20 protein-coding genes are annotated in these 20825 nt (G+C 68.6%); 10 read left to right on the top strand and 10 right to left on the bottom strand.

Annotation, left to right across the window (positions count from 1 at the left end; genetic code table 11):
• Positions 1-17: 17 nt before the first annotated feature.
• The 7 genes from ABD104_RS14380 to ABD104_RS14350 all read left to right on the top strand — a co-directional run bounded on the left by ABD104_RS14380 (position 18) and on the right by ABD104_RS14350 (position 8738).
• Positions 18-1526: a carotenoid oxygenase family protein gene (locus ABD104_RS14380; protein WP_087839059.1), complete on the top strand. Its 1509-nt coding sequence runs from the start codon at positions 18-20 to the stop codon at positions 1524-1526.
• Positions 1523-2227 carry an alpha/beta fold hydrolase gene (locus ABD104_RS14375; protein ID WP_087839060.1) on the top strand — a complete coding sequence of 235 codons (705 nt, stop codon included), beginning with the start codon at positions 1523-1525 and terminating at the stop codon, positions 2225-2227. The genes ABD104_RS14380 and ABD104_RS14375 overlap by 4 nt, the downstream gene beginning before the upstream one ends.
• Positions 2224-3441: a CaiB/BaiF CoA transferase family protein gene (locus ABD104_RS14370; protein WP_176400747.1), complete on the top strand. Its 1218-nt coding sequence runs from the start codon at positions 2224-2226 to the stop codon at positions 3439-3441. Before ABD104_RS14375 ends, ABD104_RS14370 begins: the two co-directional genes overlap by 4 nt.
• A complete protein-coding gene (locus ABD104_RS14365; RefSeq protein ID WP_087839062.1) occupies positions 3431-4441 on the top strand; it encodes an NAD(P)H-dependent flavin oxidoreductase in 1011 nt (336 codons plus the stop codon). Before ABD104_RS14370 ends, ABD104_RS14365 begins: the two co-directional genes overlap by 11 nt.
• A 120-nt stretch (positions 4442-4561) precedes the next feature.
• Entirely contained in the window at positions 4562-5098 is a 537-nt protein-coding gene (locus tag ABD104_RS14360; protein WP_176400748.1) for a sigma-70 family RNA polymerase sigma factor, read from the top strand.
• Positions 5095-6204: a FecR family protein gene (locus ABD104_RS14355; protein ID WP_087839064.1), complete on the top strand. Its 1110-nt coding sequence runs from the start codon at positions 5095-5097 to the stop codon at positions 6202-6204. Before ABD104_RS14360 ends, ABD104_RS14355 begins: the two co-directional genes overlap by 4 nt.
• A 131-nt stretch (positions 6205-6335) precedes the next feature.
• Positions 6336-8738: a TonB-dependent siderophore receptor gene (locus ABD104_RS14350; RefSeq protein WP_254914603.1), complete on the top strand. Its 2403-nt coding sequence runs from the start codon at positions 6336-6338 to the stop codon at positions 8736-8738.
• A 65-nt stretch (positions 8739-8803) separates the two neighbouring features.
• On the opposite strand, the gene ABD104_RS14345 is transcribed toward ABD104_RS14350, so the two are convergent.
• From ABD104_RS14345 to ABD104_RS14320, 6 genes are read right to left on the bottom strand one after another with little or no spacing between them, the layout of a single operon-like run.
• Positions 8804-9964 (bottom strand): acetyl-CoA acetyltransferase, encoded by a 1161-nt coding sequence (locus ABD104_RS14345; RefSeq protein WP_087839066.1) that lies wholly within the window; start codon positions 9962-9964, stop codon positions 8804-8806.
• On the bottom strand, positions 9961-10359 hold the full coding sequence (locus tag ABD104_RS14340; RefSeq protein WP_087839067.1) for a Zn-ribbon domain-containing OB-fold protein: 399 nt from the start codon (positions 10357-10359) through the stop codon (positions 9961-9963). Before ABD104_RS14340 ends, ABD104_RS14345 begins: the two co-directional genes overlap by 4 nt.
• A gap of 36 nt (positions 10360-10395) precedes the next feature.
• Positions 10396-11655: a CaiB/BaiF CoA transferase family protein gene (locus ABD104_RS14335; protein WP_254914604.1), complete on the bottom strand. Its 1260-nt coding sequence runs from the start codon at positions 11653-11655 to the stop codon at positions 10396-10398.
• Positions 11656-11662: 7 nt separating this feature from the next.
• Positions 11663-12640, bottom strand: a complete 978-nt coding sequence (locus ABD104_RS14330) for a Bug family tripartite tricarboxylate transporter substrate binding protein (RefSeq protein WP_217896311.1) — start codon at positions 12638-12640, stop codon at positions 11663-11665.
• A gap of 32 nt (positions 12641-12672) precedes the next feature.
• Entirely contained in the window at positions 12673-13122 is a 450-nt protein-coding gene (locus ABD104_RS14325; protein WP_087839068.1) for a MaoC family dehydratase, read from the bottom strand.
• Positions 13123-13131: 9 nt separating this feature from the next.
• Positions 13132-13608, bottom strand: coding sequence for a MaoC family dehydratase (locus ABD104_RS14320; protein WP_087839069.1), 477 nt, complete (start codon positions 13606-13608; stop codon positions 13132-13134).
• Between the two features lie 127 nt (positions 13609-13735).
• On the opposite strand from ABD104_RS14320, the gene ABD104_RS14315 reads away from it, so the two are divergent.
• Positions 13736-14500 carry an IclR family transcriptional regulator domain-containing protein gene (locus ABD104_RS14315; protein ID WP_087839070.1) on the top strand — a complete coding sequence of 255 codons (765 nt, stop codon included), beginning with the start codon at positions 13736-13738 and terminating at the stop codon, positions 14498-14500.
• Between the two features lie 12 nt (positions 14501-14512).
• Here ABD104_RS14315 and ABD104_RS14310 read toward each other — a convergent pair whose 3' ends face one another.
• The gene (locus ABD104_RS14310; RefSeq protein ID WP_087839071.1) at positions 14513-15739 is read right to left on the bottom strand and encodes an FAD-dependent monooxygenase; all 1227 of its coding nucleotides are present in this window, start codon (positions 15737-15739) and stop codon (positions 14513-14515) included.
• 22 nt (positions 15740-15761) lie between these two features.
• A complete protein-coding gene (locus ABD104_RS14305) occupies positions 15762-16745 on the bottom strand; it encodes a tripartite tricarboxylate transporter substrate binding protein (RefSeq protein WP_087839072.1) in 984 nt (327 codons plus the stop codon).
• 290 nt (positions 16746-17035) lie between these two features.
• Between ABD104_RS14305 and ABD104_RS14300 the strand changes: the two genes are divergently transcribed.
• A complete protein-coding gene (locus ABD104_RS14300; RefSeq protein WP_176400749.1) occupies positions 17036-18028 on the top strand; it encodes a Bug family tripartite tricarboxylate transporter substrate binding protein in 993 nt (330 codons plus the stop codon).
• A gap of 26 nt (positions 18029-18054) precedes the next feature.
• On the top strand, positions 18055-19023 hold the full coding sequence (locus ABD104_RS14295) for a substrate-binding domain-containing protein (protein ID WP_140416864.1): 969 nt from the start codon (positions 18055-18057) through the stop codon (positions 19021-19023).
• 10 nt (positions 19024-19033) lie between these two features.
• Here ABD104_RS14295 and ABD104_RS14290 read toward each other — a convergent pair whose 3' ends face one another.
• Both ABD104_RS14290 and ABD104_RS14285 read right to left on the bottom strand, forming a co-directional pair.
• Positions 19034-20008, bottom strand: coding sequence for a Bug family tripartite tricarboxylate transporter substrate binding protein (locus ABD104_RS14290; protein WP_176400750.1), 975 nt, complete (start codon positions 20006-20008; stop codon positions 19034-19036).
• Positions 20009-20042: 34 nt separating this feature from the next.
• Positions 20043-20822 (bottom strand): SDR family NAD(P)-dependent oxidoreductase, encoded by a 780-nt coding sequence (locus tag ABD104_RS14285; RefSeq protein ID WP_087839076.1) that lies wholly within the window; start codon positions 20820-20822, stop codon positions 20043-20045.
• Positions 20823-20825 lie beyond the last annotated feature (3 nt).

Here is a 20825-nt window from a genome sequence, read left to right as displayed (position 1 = left end):
TCCCGGTGCCTACCGCCATGACGATACAGACCCTGCCCGGCGGCGTGATGTCCACGCTGCAGCCCACCGACCATCCGTTCCTGAACGGCCCGTTCCGGCCGATGTTCAACGAGTACATCGCCGACACCCGCAGCCTGCAGGTCATCGGCGAGATCCCCCGCGACCTGGACGGCATCTTCATCCGCAACACGCACAACCAGATCCACCAGCCGCTGGGCATGTTCCATCCCTTCGACGGCGACGGCATGCTGCATGCCGTGCACTTCCACGACGGCCACGCGACCTACCGCAACCGCTTCGTGCAGACCACGGGCTTCCTGGCCGAGCAGGCCGCCCGCCGGTCGCTGTGGTCGGGCCTGCTGGAACCCGAAAAGGCGTCCCGGCGCGGGTCCGGCGCCATGGGCGCGATGAAGGACAACGCCGGCACCGACATCATCTGCCACGCGGGGCTGCTGCTGGCCACGATGTCGCAGGGCAGCGAACCGTGGCGCCTGGATCCCGTCACGCTGGACACGCTGGGGCCCGACATCAACTGGGCACGCAAGATCCCCGACGGCATCAGCTCGCACTACAAGGTCGATCCGGAAACCGGCGAGATGATGTTCTTCAACTACCCGGAACACTGGCCATACATGCACTACGGCGTCATCGACCGGAACAACCGCCTGGTGCATTACGTGCCGGTGGAGCTGCCGGGCGCCCGCTGGCCGCACGACCTGGGCATCACCAGGAACTATTCCATCCTGCACGACACGCCGCACTTCTTCGATCCCGAGCTGCTCAAGCGCGGGCAGCACAAGATGACCTTCCATCCCGAGATGCCCGCGCGCTTCGGCGTGATCCCGCGCCACGGCGACGGCTCGCAGGTGCGATGGTTCGAGGCCAAGGCCTGCCACATCCTGCACCTGGCCAATTGCTACGAGGACGGCGACGAGATCGTGATGGACGGCTGCATCATGCCCGAGCCCAAGCTGCACCCGGTGGGCGCGACCGACGGCAAGGACATCTACGCCCGCATCAAGGCGCGGCTGGACAAGCACAACAACCCCACCATGATGCACCGCTGGCGCTTCAACCTGCGCACCGGCGCCACCACCGAGCAGTACCTGGACGACGAGATCACCGAGTTCCCGGTCGTCAGCAACGACTACGTGGGCCGGCCCTACCGCTACAGCTACAACGTGCTCTACCAGCCGGGCGAGTGGCTGTTCCGCGGCCTGAAGCGCTTCGACCTGCACACCGGCGCCGTGCAGCGCTACGAATACGGTCCCGGCCGCTACGGCAGCGAACCACAGGTAGCGCGCCGCCTGGGCGCGCGCGGCGAGGACGACGGCTACGTGACCGTGTTCGTCACCGACATGAACCAGGACCGGTCCGAATGCCTGGTGCTGGACGCCCGCGACATCTCGCGCGGGCCGCTGGCCACCATCGTGCTGCCGGAGCGCATCCCCGTGGGCACCCATGCCTGCTGGGTGGAAGGCGACCGCATTCACGGCGAACATCGCGATCCGGCGGCCTGGGCATGACGCCGGCCGAGCTGGTCCTGCTGCCGGGGCTGAACAATACGGCGGCCGTGTTCGATGACGTGAAGGCGGCGCTTCCGGACACCCTGCGCGCGCACTGTCCCGACTTGCCCGCGCTGGACACGGTGGAGGATCTGGCCGACCACGTGTTGCGTGACGCCCCCCCGCGCTTCTGGCTGGGCGGCTTCTCGTTCGGCGGCTACGTCGCGATGGCGGTGCTGGATCGGGCGCCCGAACGGATCCAGGGCATCGCGCTGATCTGTTCCGGGCCGGCGGCCGACACGCCGGTCCAGGCGGCCAAACGGCGCGAAGCCATCGCCGGCGCGCGCCAGGGAAGCTACCTGGAGACGGCCGCCGCCTCGACCGCCCCCTTCCATCCGGACAGCCTGGCCCGTCCCGATCTGCTGGCCCGGCGCCGGGCCATCGTGCAGGCCTATGGTGCGCAGCGCTATATCGCGCATTGCCTGGCTTGCATTGCCAGGCCGGATCGCACCGGGCTGCTGGACGGCCGCCACCCGACCCTGCTGGTGACCACCACCCACGACCGCGTCGTCGCGCCGGAGAACCTGGCGCGCCTGGCGGCCGACGTGCCGGGCAGCCGGCTGGAGATAGTGGCGGATGCCGGGCACCTCGTGCCGCTGGAACAACCCCGCGCGCTGGCCGGGGTCCTGGCGCGATGGATCGCGCATGGAGACGCATCATGATGCCGCTTCCCCTGCAGGGACTGCGCGTCTTCGACCTGAGCCAGGGCGTGGCCGGCCCTTACTGCACCATGCTGCTGGCCGCGCAAGGCGCCGATGTGGTGAAGGTCGAACCCTTCGAAGGCGACTGGATACGGTCGGGGCGTAACCAGCATCGCGGGCACACGCCGGCCTCCATCACCGTCAATCTCGGCAAGCGCAGCATCGCGCTCGACCTGAAACATCCCGACGGCCCGGACGTGGCGCGCCGCATCGCCGCCGGCTGCGACATCGTGATCGAAAGCTTCCGTCCCGGCGTGGCCGCGCGGCTGGGCCTGGACGATGCCACGCTGCGCGCCGGCCGGCCGGACCTGATCTACGCCTCGGTCTCGGGCTTCGGCCAGGACGGGCCGCTGAGCCGGCGCGGCGTCGTGGACCAGATCATGCAGGCATTCTGCGGCTGGATGACCCTGAACGCCGATGCCGCGGGCCAGCCCCAGCGCACGCGCAACGTCGTGCTGGCCGACCAGGTCACCGGACTCTACGCGTACCAGGCCGTCGGCGGCGCCCTGATCGGCAAGCTGCGCCACGGCAACGGCGCGCGCCTGGACATCTCGCTGATGGGCGCCATGGCAGCCTTTCTCGCGCCGCGGCTGGTGGCCGCCGGCACCGGCGGCGGCGAGGCCGGACAGGTCTATTTCGCCGCCCCCACCGGCGAATACCCCACGCGCGCCGGCACGTTGATGCTGGCCGCCCGCAAGCCCGCGGAGTACCAGCGCTTCTGCGAGGCCATCGGCCGTCCCGACCTGCATACGGACGAACGCTACGCCACGCAGGAAGCGCGCAACCGCAACGCCGCCGGGCTCGACCGCGAGATCGCCGCCAGCCTGTCCACGCGCACCGCCGAGGAATGGGAGACCCTGCTGAACGAGCGCGGCGTCATGGCCAGCGTCGTGCGCAGCGTCGGCCAGTTCATGGCGTCCGAACAGATGCGGTTCGCCGGGCTGGTGGAAACGGTGGACGTGGCGGGCGTGGGCGAGTGCCCGCTCGTGCGGCTACCCGGCGCGCCCGCCTGGTCGGCGCGGGCGCGTGTACCCGCCGTGCCCGCGATCGGACAGCACGGCGGCGACATCCTGCGCGAAGCCGGCCTGGCCGAGCGCGACATCCGGCAACTGGCCGCCGCCCGGTGCGTGCGCCTGCCCACAACGCAAGAAGAAGTGCCCTCCCATGTCTCGTGAACTCCTGCGCGGCCTGCGCCTGCCCGTCGTCTCGGCTCCCATGTTCCTGCTGTCCGGGCCGGAACTCGTGCTTGCCGCATGCAAGGCCGGCATCGTGGGCGCCTTCCCCACCCCCAACGCGCGTCCGATCGACGTGCTGGACCAATGGATGCGCGCCATCACCGAAGGCCTGGAAGCGGCGCGCGCCGCAGATCCTCACGCGCGGCTCGGCCCCTGGGCGGCGAACCTGGTCACCCATTCCTCGAACTCCCGGCTGCCCGAGGACCTGGCGCTGGTCGCCCGCTACCGGCCGCCCATCGTCATCACCGCGCTGGGCAGCCCGCGGCCCGCCATCGACATCGTGCACGGCTACGGCGGCATCGTGCTGGCCGACGTGATCGACCTGCGGCTGGCCCGCAAGGCCATCGCCGCCGGCGCCGACGGACTGGCCTGCGTCAGCGCCGGGGCGGGCGGCCATACCGGCAGCCTGTCGCCCTTCGCCTTCATCAGCGCCGTGCGGCAGTTCTTCGACGGCATCATCGCGGTCGGCGGTGGCATCGCCGACGGCTGGGGCGCGGCCGGCGCGATCGCCGCCGGGGCGGACCTGGTCTACATGGGCACCCGCTTCCTGGCGACCCGGGAAAGCCGGGCGACCGAAGCCTACAAGCAGATGGTGGTCGAGTGCGACACCGAACAGTTGATCGTCAGCAGCGGCATCACCGGCACGCCGGCGAGCTGGCTCAAGCCGTCGCTGGCGGCCAACGGCATCGATCCCGATACGCTGGCCGCCAGCAGCACCCGGCACTACGACAGCAACACGCCCTTCGCGAAGAAACGCTGGCTGGACGTGTGGGCCGCGGGGCAGGGGTTGGGGGTGATAGGGGACGTACCGGACGTGGCGGAACTGGTGGATCGGCTGGAGCGGGAGTACCGGCAGGCGGGCGAGCGGTTCGATTTGCTGCGCGGCGCGGCGGAGCCGCTCTTCGGCGCGCATCGGAAGTCTGGTTCGGCCGGGCGTTGACAGCCACTCACACCGCGATGATAATGCGAACCATTCCTATCTTCTAGACGCGACAGGTCAGCCGTCTGTTTCCAACGCCGCCGGTCGATGGGACGCCCATCCCATGGTCCTGGACGCTTCGTGGTTGCCCACTACTACAGAGAACTGCTGAATTTCTGTGCCCGAGCGGTCAACAACCGCGATGCGGCGGCCGACATCGTGCAGGAATGCTATGCGCGCTTCCTGGCCATCCAGCGCAGGCAGCCGATCGCGGAGCCCCGGGCGTTGCTGTACCAGACGGCGCGCCATATCATGGTGGACCAGCATCGGCGCGAGCTCGTGCGCGGCCACGAAAGCATCGACTTGCTGGCCGAGGCCGAGCATCCGGCGATACCGTCCCAGTCGCAGCCTGATGCGATCCTGTCATCGACTCAACGAGTACGAGCCTATGTCTCCGCCATCGAGGCGCTGCCGCCCCGTTGCCGCGAGGCCTTCGTCCTGCACGTGTTCGACGGCCTGTCGCACACCCAGATCGCCCAGCGCATGAATACCTCGGTCAGCATGGTGGAAAAGCACGTGGCCCGCGGCCGGCTGGCTTGCCGCGCCTGCGAAAAACGATTGCAGGGACAGGATGCTCCGCAAGCCGGGGCAGACGTACCGGGCGTCAGGATTCCATGAAGCCGAACGACGCCGATCTGCGCGAGTTGGACGGGTACGTTCAGACTCAGGACGAAGTGGAACTGCAGGCCGCCTTGTGGGTGTCGCGCGGGAAGGACGGCATGGATGAAGCCTCCGCGAGCCGGCTCCAGGCATGGCTGGCCGCGGATCCCGCTCATGTCGAGGCCTATCGTGCCATGGAAGAAAGCTCCCAGCGGGTCAGCGCGCTTCCGGAACATGCCATTGAATCGATCAGGACGGGCCTGAACCGGCGCGGCCCGCCGGCCGCCATGGCCGGAGCTGGGACGGCCCGGCGGTCTCGCCCATCTCTGTCAGCTCGCCTGGTGCCCCGCCTGGGCTGGGCATGGCCGTGGGCGGCCACGGCCGTCGCGACGGTGGTGTTGATGGCGGGCTGGGCCGGTTTGGAGCACTGGCGCAGCGAACCCGTTTTCACCGGCGACTACGTCACGGCCCGAGGCCAGCGCCTCGATGTCGAGCTGCCCGATGGCAGCATGCTGCAGTTGGACACCGCCACGCGGGTCCAGGTGCACCTGTATCGGCATCGGCGCGATGCAAAGCTGCTGGACGGTCAAGCCATGTTCGCGGTCAGCGCCGATCCGACCCGCCCCTTCGACGTCGCGGCAGGCGCCGCGCGAGTCACCGTCGTGGGCACGCGCTTCTCGGTGCGGTATACGCATGACGGCCTCGACGCGGGCAAGGCTATCGTCGCGGTCGAGTCGGGACAGGTGCGGGTAACCGGCGTCCCAAGACAGGAAGAACGGAAGACGGCGGCCGGCGACCGTGTCGAGCTGCATGCGGGGCAGAGCGTCACGGCCAACGAAGCTGGCCGGCTGGAGGCGATCGTCGATCTGCCCGTGCAAGCCGTGGGCGCCTGGCGCGCGGATCGGGTGACCTTCGGCGATACGCCGCTGGCCCTGGCGCTGGCCGAGTTCGAGCGCTATGCCGACACCGGTCTGGTAGTCCGGGATCCCGCGGTAGCCGACCTGCGCCTCGGGGGCAGCTTCGACCTGAGACAGGCCGGGGCTTTCGCGCAGGCGCTGCCACGACTGTTGCCGGTACGGCTGGAGCGGCGCGGCGGCACGACCGAGATCGTCGGCCTGCGCTGACAAACGACCCGGGTCCCGGCACCCGGAAAAAACTTCCAGTCCTCTGTTTCGCCACACATGCGGGTTTTGCCGCCTCGTACGACTACATCAGTAGTGCTTCTCGTTTCCATTACTGTTCGGAGTCGACAACCATGCGGCCGTTGCGCCCTATCCTCGTTCCCCTGGCTTGCGTCGCCATGCTGGTGGCCGGCCTTCCTGCCGCCGCCCAATCGGTCCCTGCCGCCCTGGACGTCTCGCTTGCCAGCCAGCCGCTTGGACAGGCGCTCAACGAATTGGCGCGCCAGGCCGGGCTACAGCTCTTGTTCTCTCCCGAACTGGTGGCGGGCAAGGTGGCGCCGGCCGTATCCGGCCGCATGACCCCCAGGCAGGCGCTGGACCGGCTCCTGGCCGCAACCGGACTGGAAGCGGTCAGCGAAGGCAATACCGTGATCGTGAGGGCCGCTTCGCACTCGGGTCCGGCCACGATGCTGGCACCGGTCGTCGTCACCGCCAATCTCGAAAGGGAGAATGCCTACGGACCGGTCTCTGGCTACGTAGCCAGGCGCAGCTCGACCGGCAGCAAGACGGATTCGCCGATCATCGAAACTCCGCAGTCGATTTCGGTGATCACCGCCGACCGCATCCAGGCGATCGGCGCCACGACACTCAAGGACGCGTTGAGCTACACCCCCGGCGTCGGCATCTCGCCCTACGGCATCGACTCTCGTTTCGACTGGATCACCGTGCGGGGCTTCGACGCCTACAGCCCCGGGTTCTATATGGACGGCCTGCCCCTGCGCAACAACGGGAACTTCGGCCTCTGGAAGATCGAGAACTACGGCGCGGAACGCATCGAGATCTTGCGGGGGCCGGCTTCCGTGCTCTACGGACAGGGCAACCCGGGTGGCGTCGTCAATGTCATCAGCAAGCGTCCCACGGCGGAACCCGTGCGGGAACTGCAGGTACAGATGGGCGACCATCGGCGCAAGCAGGTCGCCGCCGACTTCTCGGGCCCGCTGGACGCCGACGGCAAGCTGCTGTATCGCATCACGGGCGTGGTTCGCGATGGGGAGCTCGGCCAAGGCGGCATGCGGGACGACCATACCTATATCGCGCCCTCGTTGACCTGGAAGCCCTCGAGCGATACGTCGCTGACACTGCTGTCGCAATTGGGCCGCATTCGCGCGGGTGCGCTGACCCGCGTAGCGCCTGAATACGGATCTCTCGTGCCCACCCCCATCGGCACCCGGATACCCGATTCATTGTTCATCGGCGATCGCAATTTCGATCGCCTGAACCAGGACCAGCAAATGGTCGGATACCAATTCGAACATCGCTTCGACGACACCTGGACCGTGCGCCAGAATGCCCGCTACGCACATCTCGATGTCGACTACCGGCAACTGAGCGGCCCGCGTTTCGTTACGGTGAACGACAACGACGCGCTCGATCCGGCCAACTTCCGGCTGCTGTCGCGTACGCCCTTCAGCAGCAAGGAGAAGATGACGGCCTTGGCCATCGACAATCAACTGCAAGCCGATGTTCGAGCCGGGGACTGGCAGCACAAGCTGTTGTTCGGGCTGGACCACCAGCGCACCCGGATAGACCAGGTCAGCCGCAGCAGCGGCACCGCGCCCGTGCTGGACATCTACGCGCCCGTCTATGGCGGCGCGGTGGAACTCGCCGATCCCTACACCGACGGCATCACCCGGCTGTCGCAGACCGGCGCCTACGTCCAGGACCAGATCAAATGGCGCGAAAAATGGGTCTTCACGCTGGGAGGCCGTTACGACAGCGCCGAAGCCAAGACCTTCAGCCGTGCCGATGGCACGACGACGATCATGAAGGACCACAAGTTCACCGCCCGCGGCGGGGTCGTGTACCTGGCGCCCGGCGGCTGGGCTCCTTACCTGAGCTATGCGCAGTCGTTCATCCCTACGCTCGCGCTCGATCCGGCGACGGGCGAGGCCTTCAAGCCCGAGACCGCCCGCCAGTACGAAGCCGGCGTCCGCTATCTGCCCCCGGGGCGCAAGGAGAGCTACAGCGCGGCGGTCTTCGACCTGCGGCGCCAGAACTACGTCACCTACGACGTGAATTTCCAGCCCCGCCAGACCGGCGAGGTGTCGGTGCGCGGGATTGAACTCGAGGCCACGGCCGCACTGGCGCCCCAATTGAACGTGACGGCTTCCTACAGCTTCACGCCCCGGGCCATCGTCACGGGCAGCGCCAATCCCGACGAGATCGGCAAACAGGCAACCGCCGTGCCCCGCCACAGGCTGTCGATATGGGGCGACTATCGCTTCGCGAGCGGCGTAAAGGTGGGCCTGGGCATGCGCTATACCGGCACGACCCGGGGCGAGAACGAAACGGCGTCCGCGAAGATTCCGGCCGTCACGATCTTCGATGCCATGCTTGGCTACGACATCGACCGCTGGAGCCTGGCCTTGAACCTGCGCAATCTTGCCGGCAAGACCTACATCGCCAACTGCGGATTCGGCAACTGCTACTACGGACCGGCGCGCTCCGTGGTAGCCACCGCCACCTATCGCTGGTAGCCACCAGGGGGGACTGGCGAACACCAGGCGGAACCGGCGCTCCGCCCTTGCCGCATGTGGCCGCTTCAGACCGTCGCCGCGCCTCCCAGAATGACCGTGCTCTGGCTGGACAAGGTCCCGCCGTTGCCATGCGCGATGGCCGTCTCGCAGCCCGCCACCTGGCGCCTGCCCGCTTCGCCGCGCACTTGGCGCACGGCCTCCATCAGCACGAACACCCCATACATGCCGGGATGGCAGTACGACAACCCGCCGCCGTTGGTATTGACGGGCAGGCTGCCGCCCGGCGCAATCGCCCCGTCCGCCACGAAGCGGCCGCCCTCGCCCTTGGGGCAGAAGCCCAGGTCTTCCAGGAACAGCAGCGTGGTGATGGTGAAGGCGTCGTACACCTGGACCGCGTCGATGTCGCGCGGACCGAGGCCGGCCATGGCGTAGGCCGCCGCGCCCGACTGCGCGGCGCCGGTGACCGTGAGGTCAGGCATGCTGGTGATGTGATAGTGGCTGAGGTGTTCGCCCACGCCCAATATGTAGGCGGGCGGCTTGCGCAGGGTGGCCGCCCGTGCGGCCGAGGTCACGATGAGCGCGCCGCCGCCGTCGGTGACCAGGCAGCAGTCGCGCACGGTCAGGGGATGGCTGAGCATGCGCGCGCCCAGGACTTCGTCCACGGTCAGCGGGGTCTTCTCCCACGCAACGGGGTTGAGCAGGGCCCATTGCCGCGCGGCCACCGCGACCTGCGCCAGCTGTTCGCGCGTGGTGCCGTACTGGTGCATGTGGCGCGAGGCCGCCAGCGCGTACGAGCTGGCGGTGTAGATGGGCCGGTAGGGGGCCTCGTAGGGATTGACGTCGGGCGCGGCCACGTTGCTGCGGCCGGCGCTGCGCTGGGTGCTGCCATAGGCGATCAGCGCGACCTCGCACAGGCCGGCCTGGATCGCCAGCTGCGCGTGCGCCACCATGGACATGAAGCTGCATCCGCCTATGTTCGTGCCGTCGTGGTAGCGCGGCGCGATGCCCAGGTATTCGCACAGCGCCAGGGTAGGCATGCGGCTTTGCGAGGTGGTGGCGAACACGCCATCGACGTCGCGCAGCGATAGGCCGCAGTCGCGCAGGGCGCGGGAAGTCGCCTGGCCCATGAGATCCAGCGGCGACAACCCGGCCGCGACTTCGCCCAGGTCCGACTCCGCCACGCCGACGATGGCGCAGGCGCCGCGCTTCAATGCTTGGGAGTTCATGCGGCCTCCGGGCGAAAGACCGGATAGGGAGGCTGCCCATCCTGCGGCTGGTGTACCTGCATGCGCACGCGCAGTCCGATGCGGACCTCTTCGGGCGCCAAGCCTTCGACCCGGCTCATCAGGCGAAAGCCTTCGTCCATGTCGACCAGCACGACGTTGTAGGGCGCTTCGCCGCGAGGACTGATGACCGTGACGGCATGGATGGTGCCCTTGCCCGTGCTGACGCGCCATTGCAGGTCGTCATTGCCGGTGCCCGGGCCGATGACGCGCGGATGGAACACGGGCCGGCCGCTGGCCGGGTCGTACTGATAGGCCAGTTCGCCGCGGGAAAGGTGGTCGCGGAAGATGGCCAGCGGCGAGGCCGGCGCTGCGGAGGCGGAGGTACGGGAATCCATGGTCTCAATGGAAAGCGGGATGTCGGGGCGCGGGCATCACACGATGCCATCGCGGCGGTAGGCGGCGATGTCTTTTTCGCTGCAGCCCAGAAGCTCCCGCAGCACGGCGTCGGTGGAGTCGCCCAGCACGGGCGGCGGCCGGTCGTAGGCCGGCGGGGTGCCGCGCAGCCGCAGCGGGCTGGCGATGGTCGACACGATGCCGCCGTCGGCCTTGGGCATGTCCACGCGCAGCCCGCGATGCCGCACCTGGGCGTCCTCGAACACCTGGGCGTAGTCGTTGATCGGGCCGCAGGGCACGCCGTGGGCCTCCAGCCGCGCGATCCATTCGTCGCGCGGCCGGGCCAGCATGGTGCGGGCCAGCTCGGGCACCAGTTCCTGCCGGCCGACGATGCGGCCGGTCACCTTCTTCCAGCGTTCGTTGCCGGCCAGGTCCGGGCGTTCGATGGCGGCGCAGTATTGCTGCCACTGCTTGTCGTTGCCCACCGCGACCACGATCTCGCCGTCGGCCACCGCGAACACCTGGTAGGGCACGAGGCTGGCGTGGGCGTTGCCGTAACGGTGCGGGACCTTGCCGTTGGCGAAGTAGCCCGTGACCTGGTTGCCCCCCAGGGCCACGATGCAGTCCAGCAGCGCCATGTCGATGTACTGGCCGCGGTCCGATACGGTGCGATGCTGCAAGGCGGACAGGATGGCGATGGTGGCGTACATGCCGGTCATCACGTCGGCGATCGCGACGCCGACCTTCTGCGGCCCGCCGCCCGGCAGTTGGTCGTTCTCGCCGGTAATGCTCATCAGGCCGCCCTGCGCCTGGAACACGAAATCGTAGCCCGGCTTGTGGGCGCTGGGGCCGTCCTGCCCGTAGCCCGTGATGGAGCAATAGACCAGGCGCGGGTTGATGCGCGACAGGCTGTCGTAGTCCAGCCCGTAGCGTTTCAGGTCGCCGATCTTGTAGTTCTCGACCACCACGTCGGACCGCTCCGCCAGCCGCCGCACCAGCGCCTGCCCCTCGGGCCGCGCGATGTCCACGGTGATGGATTTCTTGCCGCGGTTGGCGGCGGCGTAGTAGGTGGAGTCGGTGGTGTCCGCGCCCTGGGCGTCGCGCACCCACGGCGGCCCCCAGGCGCGGGTGTCGTCGCCGGTGCCGGGGCGTTCCACCTTGATGACTTCGGCGCCCATGTCGGCCAGGTTCTGCGTGCACCAGGGTCCGGCCAGGATGCGCGACAGGTCCAGGACGCGAATGTGCGACAGCGCGCCGGTCTGGCCGCCCATGGCGGCCCGTGTGGTTTCGGAAGACATGTCGGAATCAGTCGATCTTGATGTTGGCGTCGGCGATGACCTTGGACCATTTGCTGAGCTCGGCGTCGACGAACGCGGCGAACTCGGGCTGCGTCATGGTGCCCGGCTCGGCGCCCTGCGCCGCGAACTCCTTGCGCACCGCGGCGCTGGACAAGGCCTTGCGCACGTCGGCCGACAGCCGGTTCGCCAGCTCGGGCGACATGCGGCCGGGACCGTACAGGCCGAACCAGGCGGTGGCCTCGAAACCCTTCACGCCCGCCTCGTCGATGGTGGGGACGTCCGGCAGCGCCGGCGAACGCTTGAGCGAGGTCACGCCCAGGGCCCGCAGGCGGCCGGACTTGATGTGCTGGATCACGCCCGGCACCGAGTCGAACATCACGGGGATCTGTCCGCCCAAGAGGTCGTTCAGCGCCGGCGCCGCGCCCTTGTAGGGGATGTGCGTCATCTGGATGCCGGTCATGGACTTGAACAGCTCGCCCGACAGGTGATTGGCGCCGCCGGTGCCGGCCGAACCGAAGTCCACCTTGCCGGGATGCTGCCTGGCGTAGGCGATCAGCTCCTGCACCGTGCGCACCGGGAAGGCGTGGTTCACCACCAGCACGTTGGGCACGGCCGCGACCTGGGCGATGGGCGTGAAGTCCGTGCGCGTGTTGTAGCGCAGGTTCTTGTACAGGCCGGGATTGATGACGTGGTGCGTGGCCGTCAGCATCAGCGTGTAGCCGTCGGGCTGCATGCCCGCCAGTTGCTCCGAGAAGATGGTGCCGCTGGCGCCCGCGCGGTTCTCCACCACGACCGGCTGGCCCCAGTTCTTCTGCAGCTCGGCCGCCAATTGGCGGGCCAGGATGTCGGTGGTGCCGCCCGGGGGGAACGGCACGACGATCCTGACCGGCTGGGTGGGAAAGTTCTGGGCGTGGGCCAGGGCGGGCAGTGCCATGCCCGCCGCGCTGGCCAGCACGGCAAGGGCACGCTGGATGCGCATCGTCATGTCGTCTCCTTTCTTCTATCGTTCGGAAGCGCTCAGGCCGCGCCCAGTTCGTGCGGGAACTCGACCATGGCCTCGCCCGCGGCGACGATCTCGCCGCGCTGGTTCGCCACCTGCACCTCCAGCGTGGCCCAGCGGCTTTTCTTCGTGGCCTGCACGGCCGACACCTTGGCGGTGGGCGTGATGGTGTCGCCCGGCTTGACGGGAATCTTCCAGCGCGTCTCGAGCCGGCGCTGCATGCCGCCCAGCGGATAGAGCCAGTCGGTCAGCATCTTCGTGATGACGCCGAAGTTGTTCATGCCGTGCATGATGATTCCGCCGAAGTTGGTGCGGCCGAAATCACCCTTCATGTATTCGTCGTCCCAGTGCAGCGGGTTGTAGTCCAGCGAGGCCTCGCAGAAATCGCGGATGGTTTCGCGGGTAGGGGAGAAAGGCGTGCCCTCGATGGTCAGGCCGGGCTTCAGGGTGTCGAATGCGTTGCTCATGATTGACCTTCAGAAGGGGCGGATGGTCCAGCCGCGGCCGGAACAGATGACTTCGTCGCGCTGGTTGAAGAACACGTTGTCGTGCACGACGAACAGGCGGTTCTTCCGGATGAACTTGTCCAGCGCGCGCGCCTCGAGCCGGATGACGTCGCCGGGCCGCGCCGGCTGGTTGTAGCTCCACGACTGGCCGGCGTTGACGGTGCCGGGGCTGCGCATCCAGTCGTCGGTGGGCGTGCACGCGAACATCAGCAGGATGTGGATGGCCGGGGGGGCGATCAGGCCCTTGTAGGGGCTGTTGCGCGCATACTCCTCGTCGAAGTAGAGCGGGTGCATGTCGCCGACCACGCGGCAGTATTTCTGGATCGCTTCCAGCGTCAGCGTGTAGGGCAGGGTCTTGCGCGGTTCGCCGGGGACGATGTCGTCCCAGGTCTTGCGCAATTGCTCGTCTTTCCAGAAATCGGTCTCGAAGCTTGTCTCGGTTGCCATGGAAGTCCATTGAGAGGTGTTGACCTGCGGCCTGGATCTGCTAGAATGACCGCTTAGCGGATATAAGTATCCGCTCTATGACCATTATTTGGATTCCGGCCTGCGCTGTCAAGGCCGTGGAGGACCCATGGCGACCCCAGAAAGCGAATCGTTCGTCCGCACCTTCGCCCGCGGCCTGGCCGTGATCGAGGCCATGGGCCACGGCGCGCATCGGAAAAACCTGGCGGAAATCGCCGAAGAAGTGGACCTGCCGCGCACCGCGGTGCGGCGTTTCCTGCTGACCCTGATCGAGCTCGGCTTCGTGCAGACCGACGGCAAGCGCTACTGGTTGACGCCGCGCGTGCTGCGCCTGGGCCTGTCCTACCTGAACAGCCTGCCCTACTGGCGCCAGGCCCAGCTCAGCCTGGAAGAACTGTGCGGGCGCATCAAGCAATCGTGCGCGCTGTCGGTGCTCGATGGCGAACACATCGTCTACATCCAGCGCCAGCACTCCAAGCGCATCCTGACCATGAGCCCGTCGCTGGGCAGCCGCCTGCCCGCGCACGCGGTGTCGATGGGGCGCATCCTGCTGGCCGGCCTTCCAGACGACGCGCTGGAACAGTATCTGCGAACCGCCACGTTCAAGCGGCTGACCGGCGCCACCGTGGTCGATCCCGACACGCTGCGCGAGCGCATCCTGGCGGCGCGCAAGCAGGGCTACGTCTGGATAGACGGGGAACTGGACGAGGCCATCTGCGGCCTGGCCGTGCCGGTGCGCGACCAGGACGGCAACACCATCGCCGCGATCAACGTCAGCCTGCCGACCGGGCAGGTCACGCAGGAAGAAGCCCTGAAGCTGTACCTGGCCGAGTTGCGGCAGGCCGCCTCGCAGATCCGGGCGGCCACGATGTAGGGCGACGCGGGCTCAGGTCCGCGCCACGCTCCACGACGGCCGTTCGTTCAGCGTCGCGACGTCGAAACCCGCCAGTTGGCGGTACGACTGCTCCACCCGCTCCAGTTCGGCCGCCGCCGAGGCATGGTCGCTGGCGCGCGCCAGGGTGCTGACCCGCTTCATCACATCGCCCGCCATACTGCGGTTGGCCCGCTGCACGGCGGCCACGGCCTCGCGGCGCGCCTGTTCGTAGGCCGACAGCGCGGCGTCCGGACCGGGCTGCATGGCCAGGTGGTAGGCCAGGACCCGCGCGTCGATGATGGCCTGCGATGCGCCATTGGAACCGAAGGGATACATGGCATGGGCCGCGTCGCCCAGCAGCGTGGCCCGCCCGGCCGTCCAGCGCGGCAAGGGATCGATGTCCGCCATCGGATACTCGTAGGCCGCGTCCGTCCGGCGCACCAGCGCCGGGATGTCCAGCCAGTCGAAGTCCCAGTGGGCGACGTGGGCGGCCACCGCCTCGGGAGCGATGGGGCGGTTCCAGTTGCCGAGTTCGCCCGCGGCGCCCGGCTCGGTGGGCCGCACGATCAGCCAGTTCAGCACGCCCGGGCCGATGGGATAGACCACGCAGCGCAGATGCTCGTCGCCCACGATCACCATCGAGCGTCCACCGCGGAAGGCCGGCCCCGGCGCCGCGCCGCGAAACATGGTCCAGCCGTTGGTGGCCAGCGGCGATCCGTGCCCATGCAGCGCGGCGCGCACGGCCGAGCGTATGCCGTCGGCGCCCACCAGCACGTCGGCCTCGAAGACAGCCGTGCCGCCGGCGGCAGGCGACGCCGTCACCCGCACGCCTCCGGCCTCCTGGGCCACGTCCTGCACGCGCTGCCCGGCCATGACCGCCTCCGGGCCCAGGCGCTCGATCACCGCGGCCAGCAGCAGCTCCTGGAGCTTGCCCCGGTGCACCGAATACTGCGGCCACCGGTAGCCGGCCGCGAGGCCCCGCGCCTCGGCGTTGATCAGCCGGCCGCCGCTGTCCACGTAGGCCAGCTCGGACGTGGGGATGCCGAAGGACGCCAGCCGCTCGCCCAGTCCCAGCTCGTCCAGCTCGCGCACGGCGTGCGGCGGCAGGTTGATGCCCACGCCCAATTGCTGGATCCGCCGGGCGGCCTCCAGCACCGTCACGTCGGAGATGCCCGCGGCATGCAGGCTGAGCGCGGCGGTCAACCCGCCTATGCCCGCGCCCGCGATCACGATCTTCATGGTGCCATTCCTCCTGGCGCGGTCAGGGCTGGCGCATCAGCTTGGCATGCTCGACCAGCTTGCGTTCCGAGACGTAGTAGCTGGCGGCGAACTTGCCATAGTCGGCGGGCGGACTGAACCAGTAGGTCTGCCCGAGCTTCTCCAGCAGCTTGGCGTACTCCGGGTCGTCCACCGCCGCCTTGAAGGCGGCCGCCAGTTTCTGCACCACGTCCGGCGGCATGCCCTTGGGCCCGATCAATCCATAGGGCGCGGAATTGGCGATGTCGTAGCCCAGGCTGCGGGCGGTAGGCAGGTCCGACAGCAGCGGCGTCGGCTCCGCGTCGAACGACATCAGCAGCCGCAGCGCGCCCGACTGCACGTGCGGCAGCAGGCTGCCCACCGCGTCCACCGCCGCCACCGTCTGGCCGCCCAGCAGGCTGACGGCGGCTTCGCTGCTGCTCTTGTAGCCGACGTGGGTCAGCTCGACGCCGGCAGCGGCGGCGAAGGCCTCGGTCAGCAGATGCATGCTGGTGCCCGCGCCGGCGGTCGCCACCGACACTTTGCCCGGATTGGCCTTGGCGTACCGCACCAGGTCGGCCGCCGTCCGGTACGGGGAATCCGCCTTCACCGCCAGCACGAAGGTATAGCCGCCCAGCCCCGCGATCCAGGTGAAGTCGCGGATCGGGTCCCAGTCCACCTTCTGCATGTACGGGACGCGGAACATGCCGGCCGTGGCCGAGGCGATGGTATAGCCGTCGGGCTTGTCCTGCCTGGCCATGGTGGAGGCGGCCAGCGTGGCGCCGACGCCCGGCTTGTTCTCGACGATGATGGGCTGGCCGAGATGGCGCGCCGCCAGTTCGGCCAGCTTGCGGAAGGTCAGGTCGGTGGGGCCGCCCGGACCGAAGCCGACCAGCAGGCGTATCGGCCGGTTCGGATAGTCCTGCTGGGCGGCCGCTGCGGGCTGGGGCGCGGCGGGTAGCAGCAGGGCCAGGGCGAGCGCCCAGGTCCCGCGGAAAAAGCATTTCATCGATGGTCTCCTTTGTTATCCGCTTAGCGGTTATTAATGACCGCTTATCGACCATAGTGCGGCAAAGGAAGAAACCGTGTCAAGAAATGGCGGTGGCGCCCGGTCGTCCACCGGCGGGTGGGCCCGAGTCCGATTCCATTTAAGTATACGTATAACTGTACTTATTATTAATTCCTTAAAAATCATCGTCTTATAAATTATATTGATTTGATATTTCCGTATTGATATAGTCGCTCCACGTTTTCATGACATGGGCCCCAACGGTCCGCACATCGTTCAGGGGCCCTCTCATGCGTTGCCTTCGCCGTCTTGCCCTCGCCGCCGCCACCGCGGCCTGTCTGCTGCCCTGGGCGGCCCACGCCCAGGGCGAGGCCTGGCCCAGCCGGCCCTTGACCTTGATCGTCTCGTCGGGCCCCGGCGCCGGCGTCGATACCTTCGCCCGCGTCCTGGCCGAGCGCCTGCAGCCCCGCCTGGGGCAGAGCGTCATCGTCGAGAACCGGCCCGGCGCCTCCGGCATGATCGCGGCGCGCCAGGCGGCGCGGTCCGCGCCCGACGGCTACACGCTGTTCCTGATGCCCAACACGCTGGTCATCGCGCCCTATGTGCTGGCGCAGAACGCCGCCACGGTCGACGTCACGAAGGAACTGGCGCCGGTGGTGATGCCGGTCTCGACCATGATGGTCATGGCGGTCAACGGCAAGTTCGCCGACAGCCACGGCATCAGGACGGTGAAGGATTTCATCGCCGTGGCGAAGAAAGATCCCGGCTTCGCCTACTCCGGCGGCGACAACGGCTCGCCGATGAACGTGATGGGCGAGCAGTTCCGCAAGGAGTCCGGGCTGGAACTGACCAGCGTCCCGTACGGCGGCGTGGCCAAAATGGTGACGGCGCTGCTGGGCGGACAGGTCAACATGGCCTGGATGCCCACCTCGGGCAACACCCAGTACTTCCGCGACGGCATGCTGCGCGCCCTGGCCACGTCCTCGCCCCGGCGCTCGCCGCAGATGCCCGACGTGCCGGCGATGGCCGAGCTCGGCTATCGCGACGTACAGGCCACCGCATGGTTCGGCATCCTGGCGCCGCTGGGCACGCCGGCGCCCGTCATTGCCCGGCTCAACCAGGAAATCAATGCCGTGCTGAAGGAGCCGGCGATGCGCGCCCGGCTCGACCAGCTCGGCTACCAGCCCGAAGGCGGCGCGCCGGAGGCCTTGAGCCGGCAGATGCGCGAGGACGACGAGCGTTATCGCCGACTGACCGCCGACCTGAAGATCCGCGCCAACTGATCGCGCCTCGCCGCAAGGAGCAACCGTTGTCCGCGCCTCCCTTGAAACTCAGCATGACCTGCGGTCCCTACGACCGCGCCCAGGCCCTGATCGACGGCACCGTGCGTCCGCGGGGCATCGAACTCGACATCACCGTCAACGACGACGACGTCAGCCGCCAGTCGCAAAGCGCGCGCGGCCTGTTCGACGTCGCGGAGTTCTTCACCGGCACCTACATCGCCGACCTGCCGCGCCGCAGCCTGGGCTTCACCGCGCTGCCGATCTTCGTCAAGCGCATGTTCCGGCACTCGTACATCTACATCAACCGGCGCAGCGGCATCACCCAGCCTTCCGACCTGAACGGCCGCCGCGTGGGCGTGCAGACCTGGGCCACCAGCGCCGCGCTGTGGGCCAAGGGCATCCTGGAAGAAGACTACGGCGTCGACCTGTCGTCCATCACCTGGGTGGCCTGGCAACCGGTGCGGCTGCCGGACTGGACGCCACCGCCGTGGCTGAAGATGGAGATCGCGCCGGCCGGGTCCTCGCAGTACGACCTGCTGGCCTCGAACGCGATCGACGCGGGTATCACCACCGAGGTGTGGGCACCGAACGTCCATCCCGACATCGATTTCCTGTTCCCCGACCACGGCGCCGAGGAACGCGCCTATTTCGCCCGCACGCGCTGCTTTCCCATCATGCACACGCTGCTGGTGCGCACCAGCATTCTCGAAGCCCATCCGTGGGTGGCGCAAAGCCTGTACGACGCCTGGGAAGCATCCAAGCAGGCCTGCTACCGCAAGCAGGAGGAATGGGCGCGCATCCACACCACCTCGCTGTGGTATCGCGCGCTGTGGGAAGAGGAACGCCGCGCGGCGGGGCCCGACATCTACCCGTGGGGCTTCGCCAGGACCCGCCACGAAGTGGACCGCATGCTGGCCTACGCCCACAGGCAGGGCCTGACGCCGCGCAAGTACGAGCCGGAAGAGATGTTCTGGCCCTCGATGCTGCAGACCTGAGGCCGGCGCCTCAGTCCGCCGTGATGCCGGCGCTGCGGACGATGGGCGCGTAGGTGTCCAGGTCTCGCTTGACCACCTTGGCCAGCGTTGCCGGCGGCCCGCCGACCAGGATCTGGCTGGCGCCTTCCAGCCGCTGTTTGACGTCGGGCAGGGCCAGGATCGCGTTGATCTCGCGGTTGAGCCTGTCGACGACGGGAGCCGGCGTGCCGCGCGGCGCGAACAGCCCCGTCCACACCCCCACCACCATGCGCGGATAGCCTTGCTCGCGCAACGGCACGACCTCGGGCGCCGAGGCCAGCCGTTCCTCGTCCAGGCCGCCCAGCACGGTCAGCGCGCCGGCCTTCACGTGCTGGGCGACGTTGCCGTAGGGCACGAAGATCAGGTCGACGTGTCCCCCCAGCGTGTCGTTCAGCGCCGGGGCCAGCCCCTTGTACGACACGAAGGACATGTCGATGCCGGCCATCTGCTTGAGCATTTCGCCGGCCACGTGCTGCGGCGAGCCATTGGCCGAACCGGTGTAGGTCAGGCCGGGATGGGCCTTGGCATAGGTGACCAGCTCGGGCAGGTTCTTCACGCCCAGGCGCGGATGCGCCGCCAGCACCATCAGCGTCTTGGCCGGCAGTATCACCGGCGCGAAGTCGGCCTGCACGTCGAAGGTCACGACCCCCTTGGGCAGCACCAGCGGCGACAGCACGAAGGTATTCGGCGTCATCATCAGCGTATGGCCGTCGGGCGCCGCGCGGGCAACGTGCGCGGCGCCTATGGTGCCGCTCGCGCCGGGGCGGTTCTCGACCACGACGGTCTGGCCCAGGCGCTGGCCCAGCTTGTCGCCGATCACGCGGGCCAGCATGTCCGGGCTGCCGCCGGGCGGGAAGGGAACGACGATGGTGATGGGCCGCGACGGATAGTCGGCGTCGGCCGCATGGGCGGCCGCCATCGGCAGGCAGGCGGCGCAGGACAGCAGGAGTGCGGCAAGGGTCTTCATACGGAACATCCTGAACGAGAGTGGAAACGCCGCGCTAGGCGACGCGCGTACCGCTGGCCGACACCCCGCCGTCCACGGGCAGCACGGCACCCGTGATGAACGAGGCTTCGTCGGAAGCCAGCCACAACACCGGCGCCGCGATCTCGGCCGGTTCGCCCCAGCGGGCGATGGGCGCGGGCACGAAGCCGCGGTCCTTCAATTCGGCCTCGGACAGGCCGCGCGCGGCCGCGCGGCCCAGCGTGAATCCGGTCAGCACCGATCCCGGGCACACGGCGTTCGCGCGTACGCCGTACCGGGCTTCCTCGATGGCCAGCACGCGGGTGGCCGCGACCATCGCCGCCTTGGTGACGTCGTACTGGCCCATGCCGGCCCGGCCGCAGATGCCGAAGGTGGAGGCGACGTTGACCACCGCGCCGCGCCCCGACCTGCGCAGCCAGGGCAGGGCGAGCGCGGTGACCAGGCCGGCGCCGATCACGTTGACGGCCAGGATGCGCTGCCAGGATGCGGCGTCGGCATCGGCCAGGCGATGGTATTCGCGCGTGGCGGCATTGTTGACCAGGATGTCGAGCGCGTCGCCGTGCGCGCGGATGGCGTCGCCCAGGCGCGCCACCCGGGCCTCATCGGCGATGTCGCACGTCGCGGTGGCGATGCGGTCCCGCCCCAGGCGGGCCACGCCCGCCGCGAGCGCGTCGGCGTCGCGATCCACCAGGAGCACGCGCGCGCCTTCGTCCGCGAACAGCGAGGCTATGGCCTGGCCGATGCCGCCCGCGCCGCCGGTAATCAATGCCGTCTTGCCTTCGAGCCGGTGGCCCATGCT

This window comes from Pigmentiphaga daeguensis, from assembly GCF_039523035.1.
GTDB lineage: Bacteria > Pseudomonadota > Gammaproteobacteria > Burkholderiales > Burkholderiaceae_B > Pigmentiphaga > Pigmentiphaga daeguensis.
This window is presented reverse-complemented; position numbering and strand designations above follow the sequence as displayed.

Excerpts from the sequence above, each read along its gene's own strand:
- ABD104_RS14380 (WP_087839059.1), top strand. The coding sequence starts at position 18 with ATGACGATACAGACCCTGCCCGGCGGCGTGATGTCCACGCTGCAGCCC.
- ABD104_RS14375 (WP_087839060.1), top strand. The coding sequence starts at position 1,523 with ATGACGCCGGCCGAGCTGGTCCTGCTGCCGGGGCTGAACAATACGGCG.
- ABD104_RS14370 (WP_176400747.1), top strand. The coding sequence starts at position 2,224 with ATGATGCCGCTTCCCCTGCAGGGACTGCGCGTCTTCGACCTGAGCCAG.
- ABD104_RS14365 (WP_087839062.1), top strand. The coding sequence starts at position 3,431 with ATGTCTCGTGAACTCCTGCGCGGCCTGCGCCTGCCCGTCGTCTCGGCT.
- ABD104_RS14355 (WP_087839064.1), top strand. The coding sequence starts at position 5,095 with ATGAAGCCGAACGACGCCGATCTGCGCGAGTTGGACGGGTACGTTCAG.
- ABD104_RS14350 (WP_254914603.1), top strand. The coding sequence starts at position 6,336 with ATGCGGCCGTTGCGCCCTATCCTCGTTCCCCTGGCTTGCGTCGCCATG.
- ABD104_RS14345 (WP_087839066.1), bottom strand. The coding sequence starts at position 9,964 with ATGAACTCCCAAGCATTGAAGCGCGGCGCCTGCGCCATCGTCGGCGTG.
- ABD104_RS14340 (WP_087839067.1), bottom strand. The coding sequence starts at position 10,359 with ATGGATTCCCGTACCTCCGCCTCCGCAGCGCCGGCCTCGCCGCTGGCC.
- ABD104_RS14335 (WP_254914604.1), bottom strand. The coding sequence starts at position 11,655 with ATGTCTTCCGAAACCACACGGGCCGCCATGGGCGGCCAGACCGGCGCG.
- ABD104_RS14330 (WP_217896311.1), bottom strand. The coding sequence starts at position 12,640 with ATGACGATGCGCATCCAGCGTGCCCTTGCCGTGCTGGCCAGCGCGGCG.
- ABD104_RS14325 (WP_087839068.1), bottom strand. The coding sequence starts at position 13,122 with ATGAGCAACGCATTCGACACCCTGAAGCCCGGCCTGACCATCGAGGGC.
- ABD104_RS14320 (WP_087839069.1), bottom strand. The coding sequence starts at position 13,608 with ATGGCAACCGAGACAAGCTTCGAGACCGATTTCTGGAAAGACGAGCAA.
- ABD104_RS14315 (WP_087839070.1), top strand. The coding sequence starts at position 13,736 with ATGGCGACCCCAGAAAGCGAATCGTTCGTCCGCACCTTCGCCCGCGGC.
- ABD104_RS14310 (WP_087839071.1), bottom strand. The coding sequence starts at position 15,739 with ATGAAGATCGTGATCGCGGGCGCGGGCATAGGCGGGTTGACCGCCGCG.
- ABD104_RS14305 (WP_087839072.1), bottom strand. The coding sequence starts at position 16,745 with ATGAAATGCTTTTTCCGCGGGACCTGGGCGCTCGCCCTGGCCCTGCTG.
- ABD104_RS14300 (WP_176400749.1), top strand. The coding sequence starts at position 17,036 with ATGCGTTGCCTTCGCCGTCTTGCCCTCGCCGCCGCCACCGCGGCCTGT.
- ABD104_RS14290 (WP_176400750.1), bottom strand. The coding sequence starts at position 20,008 with ATGAAGACCCTTGCCGCACTCCTGCTGTCCTGCGCCGCCTGCCTGCCG.
- ABD104_RS14285 (WP_087839076.1), bottom strand. The coding sequence starts at position 20,822 with ATGGGCCACCGGCTCGAAGGCAAGACGGCATTGATTACCGGCGGCGCG.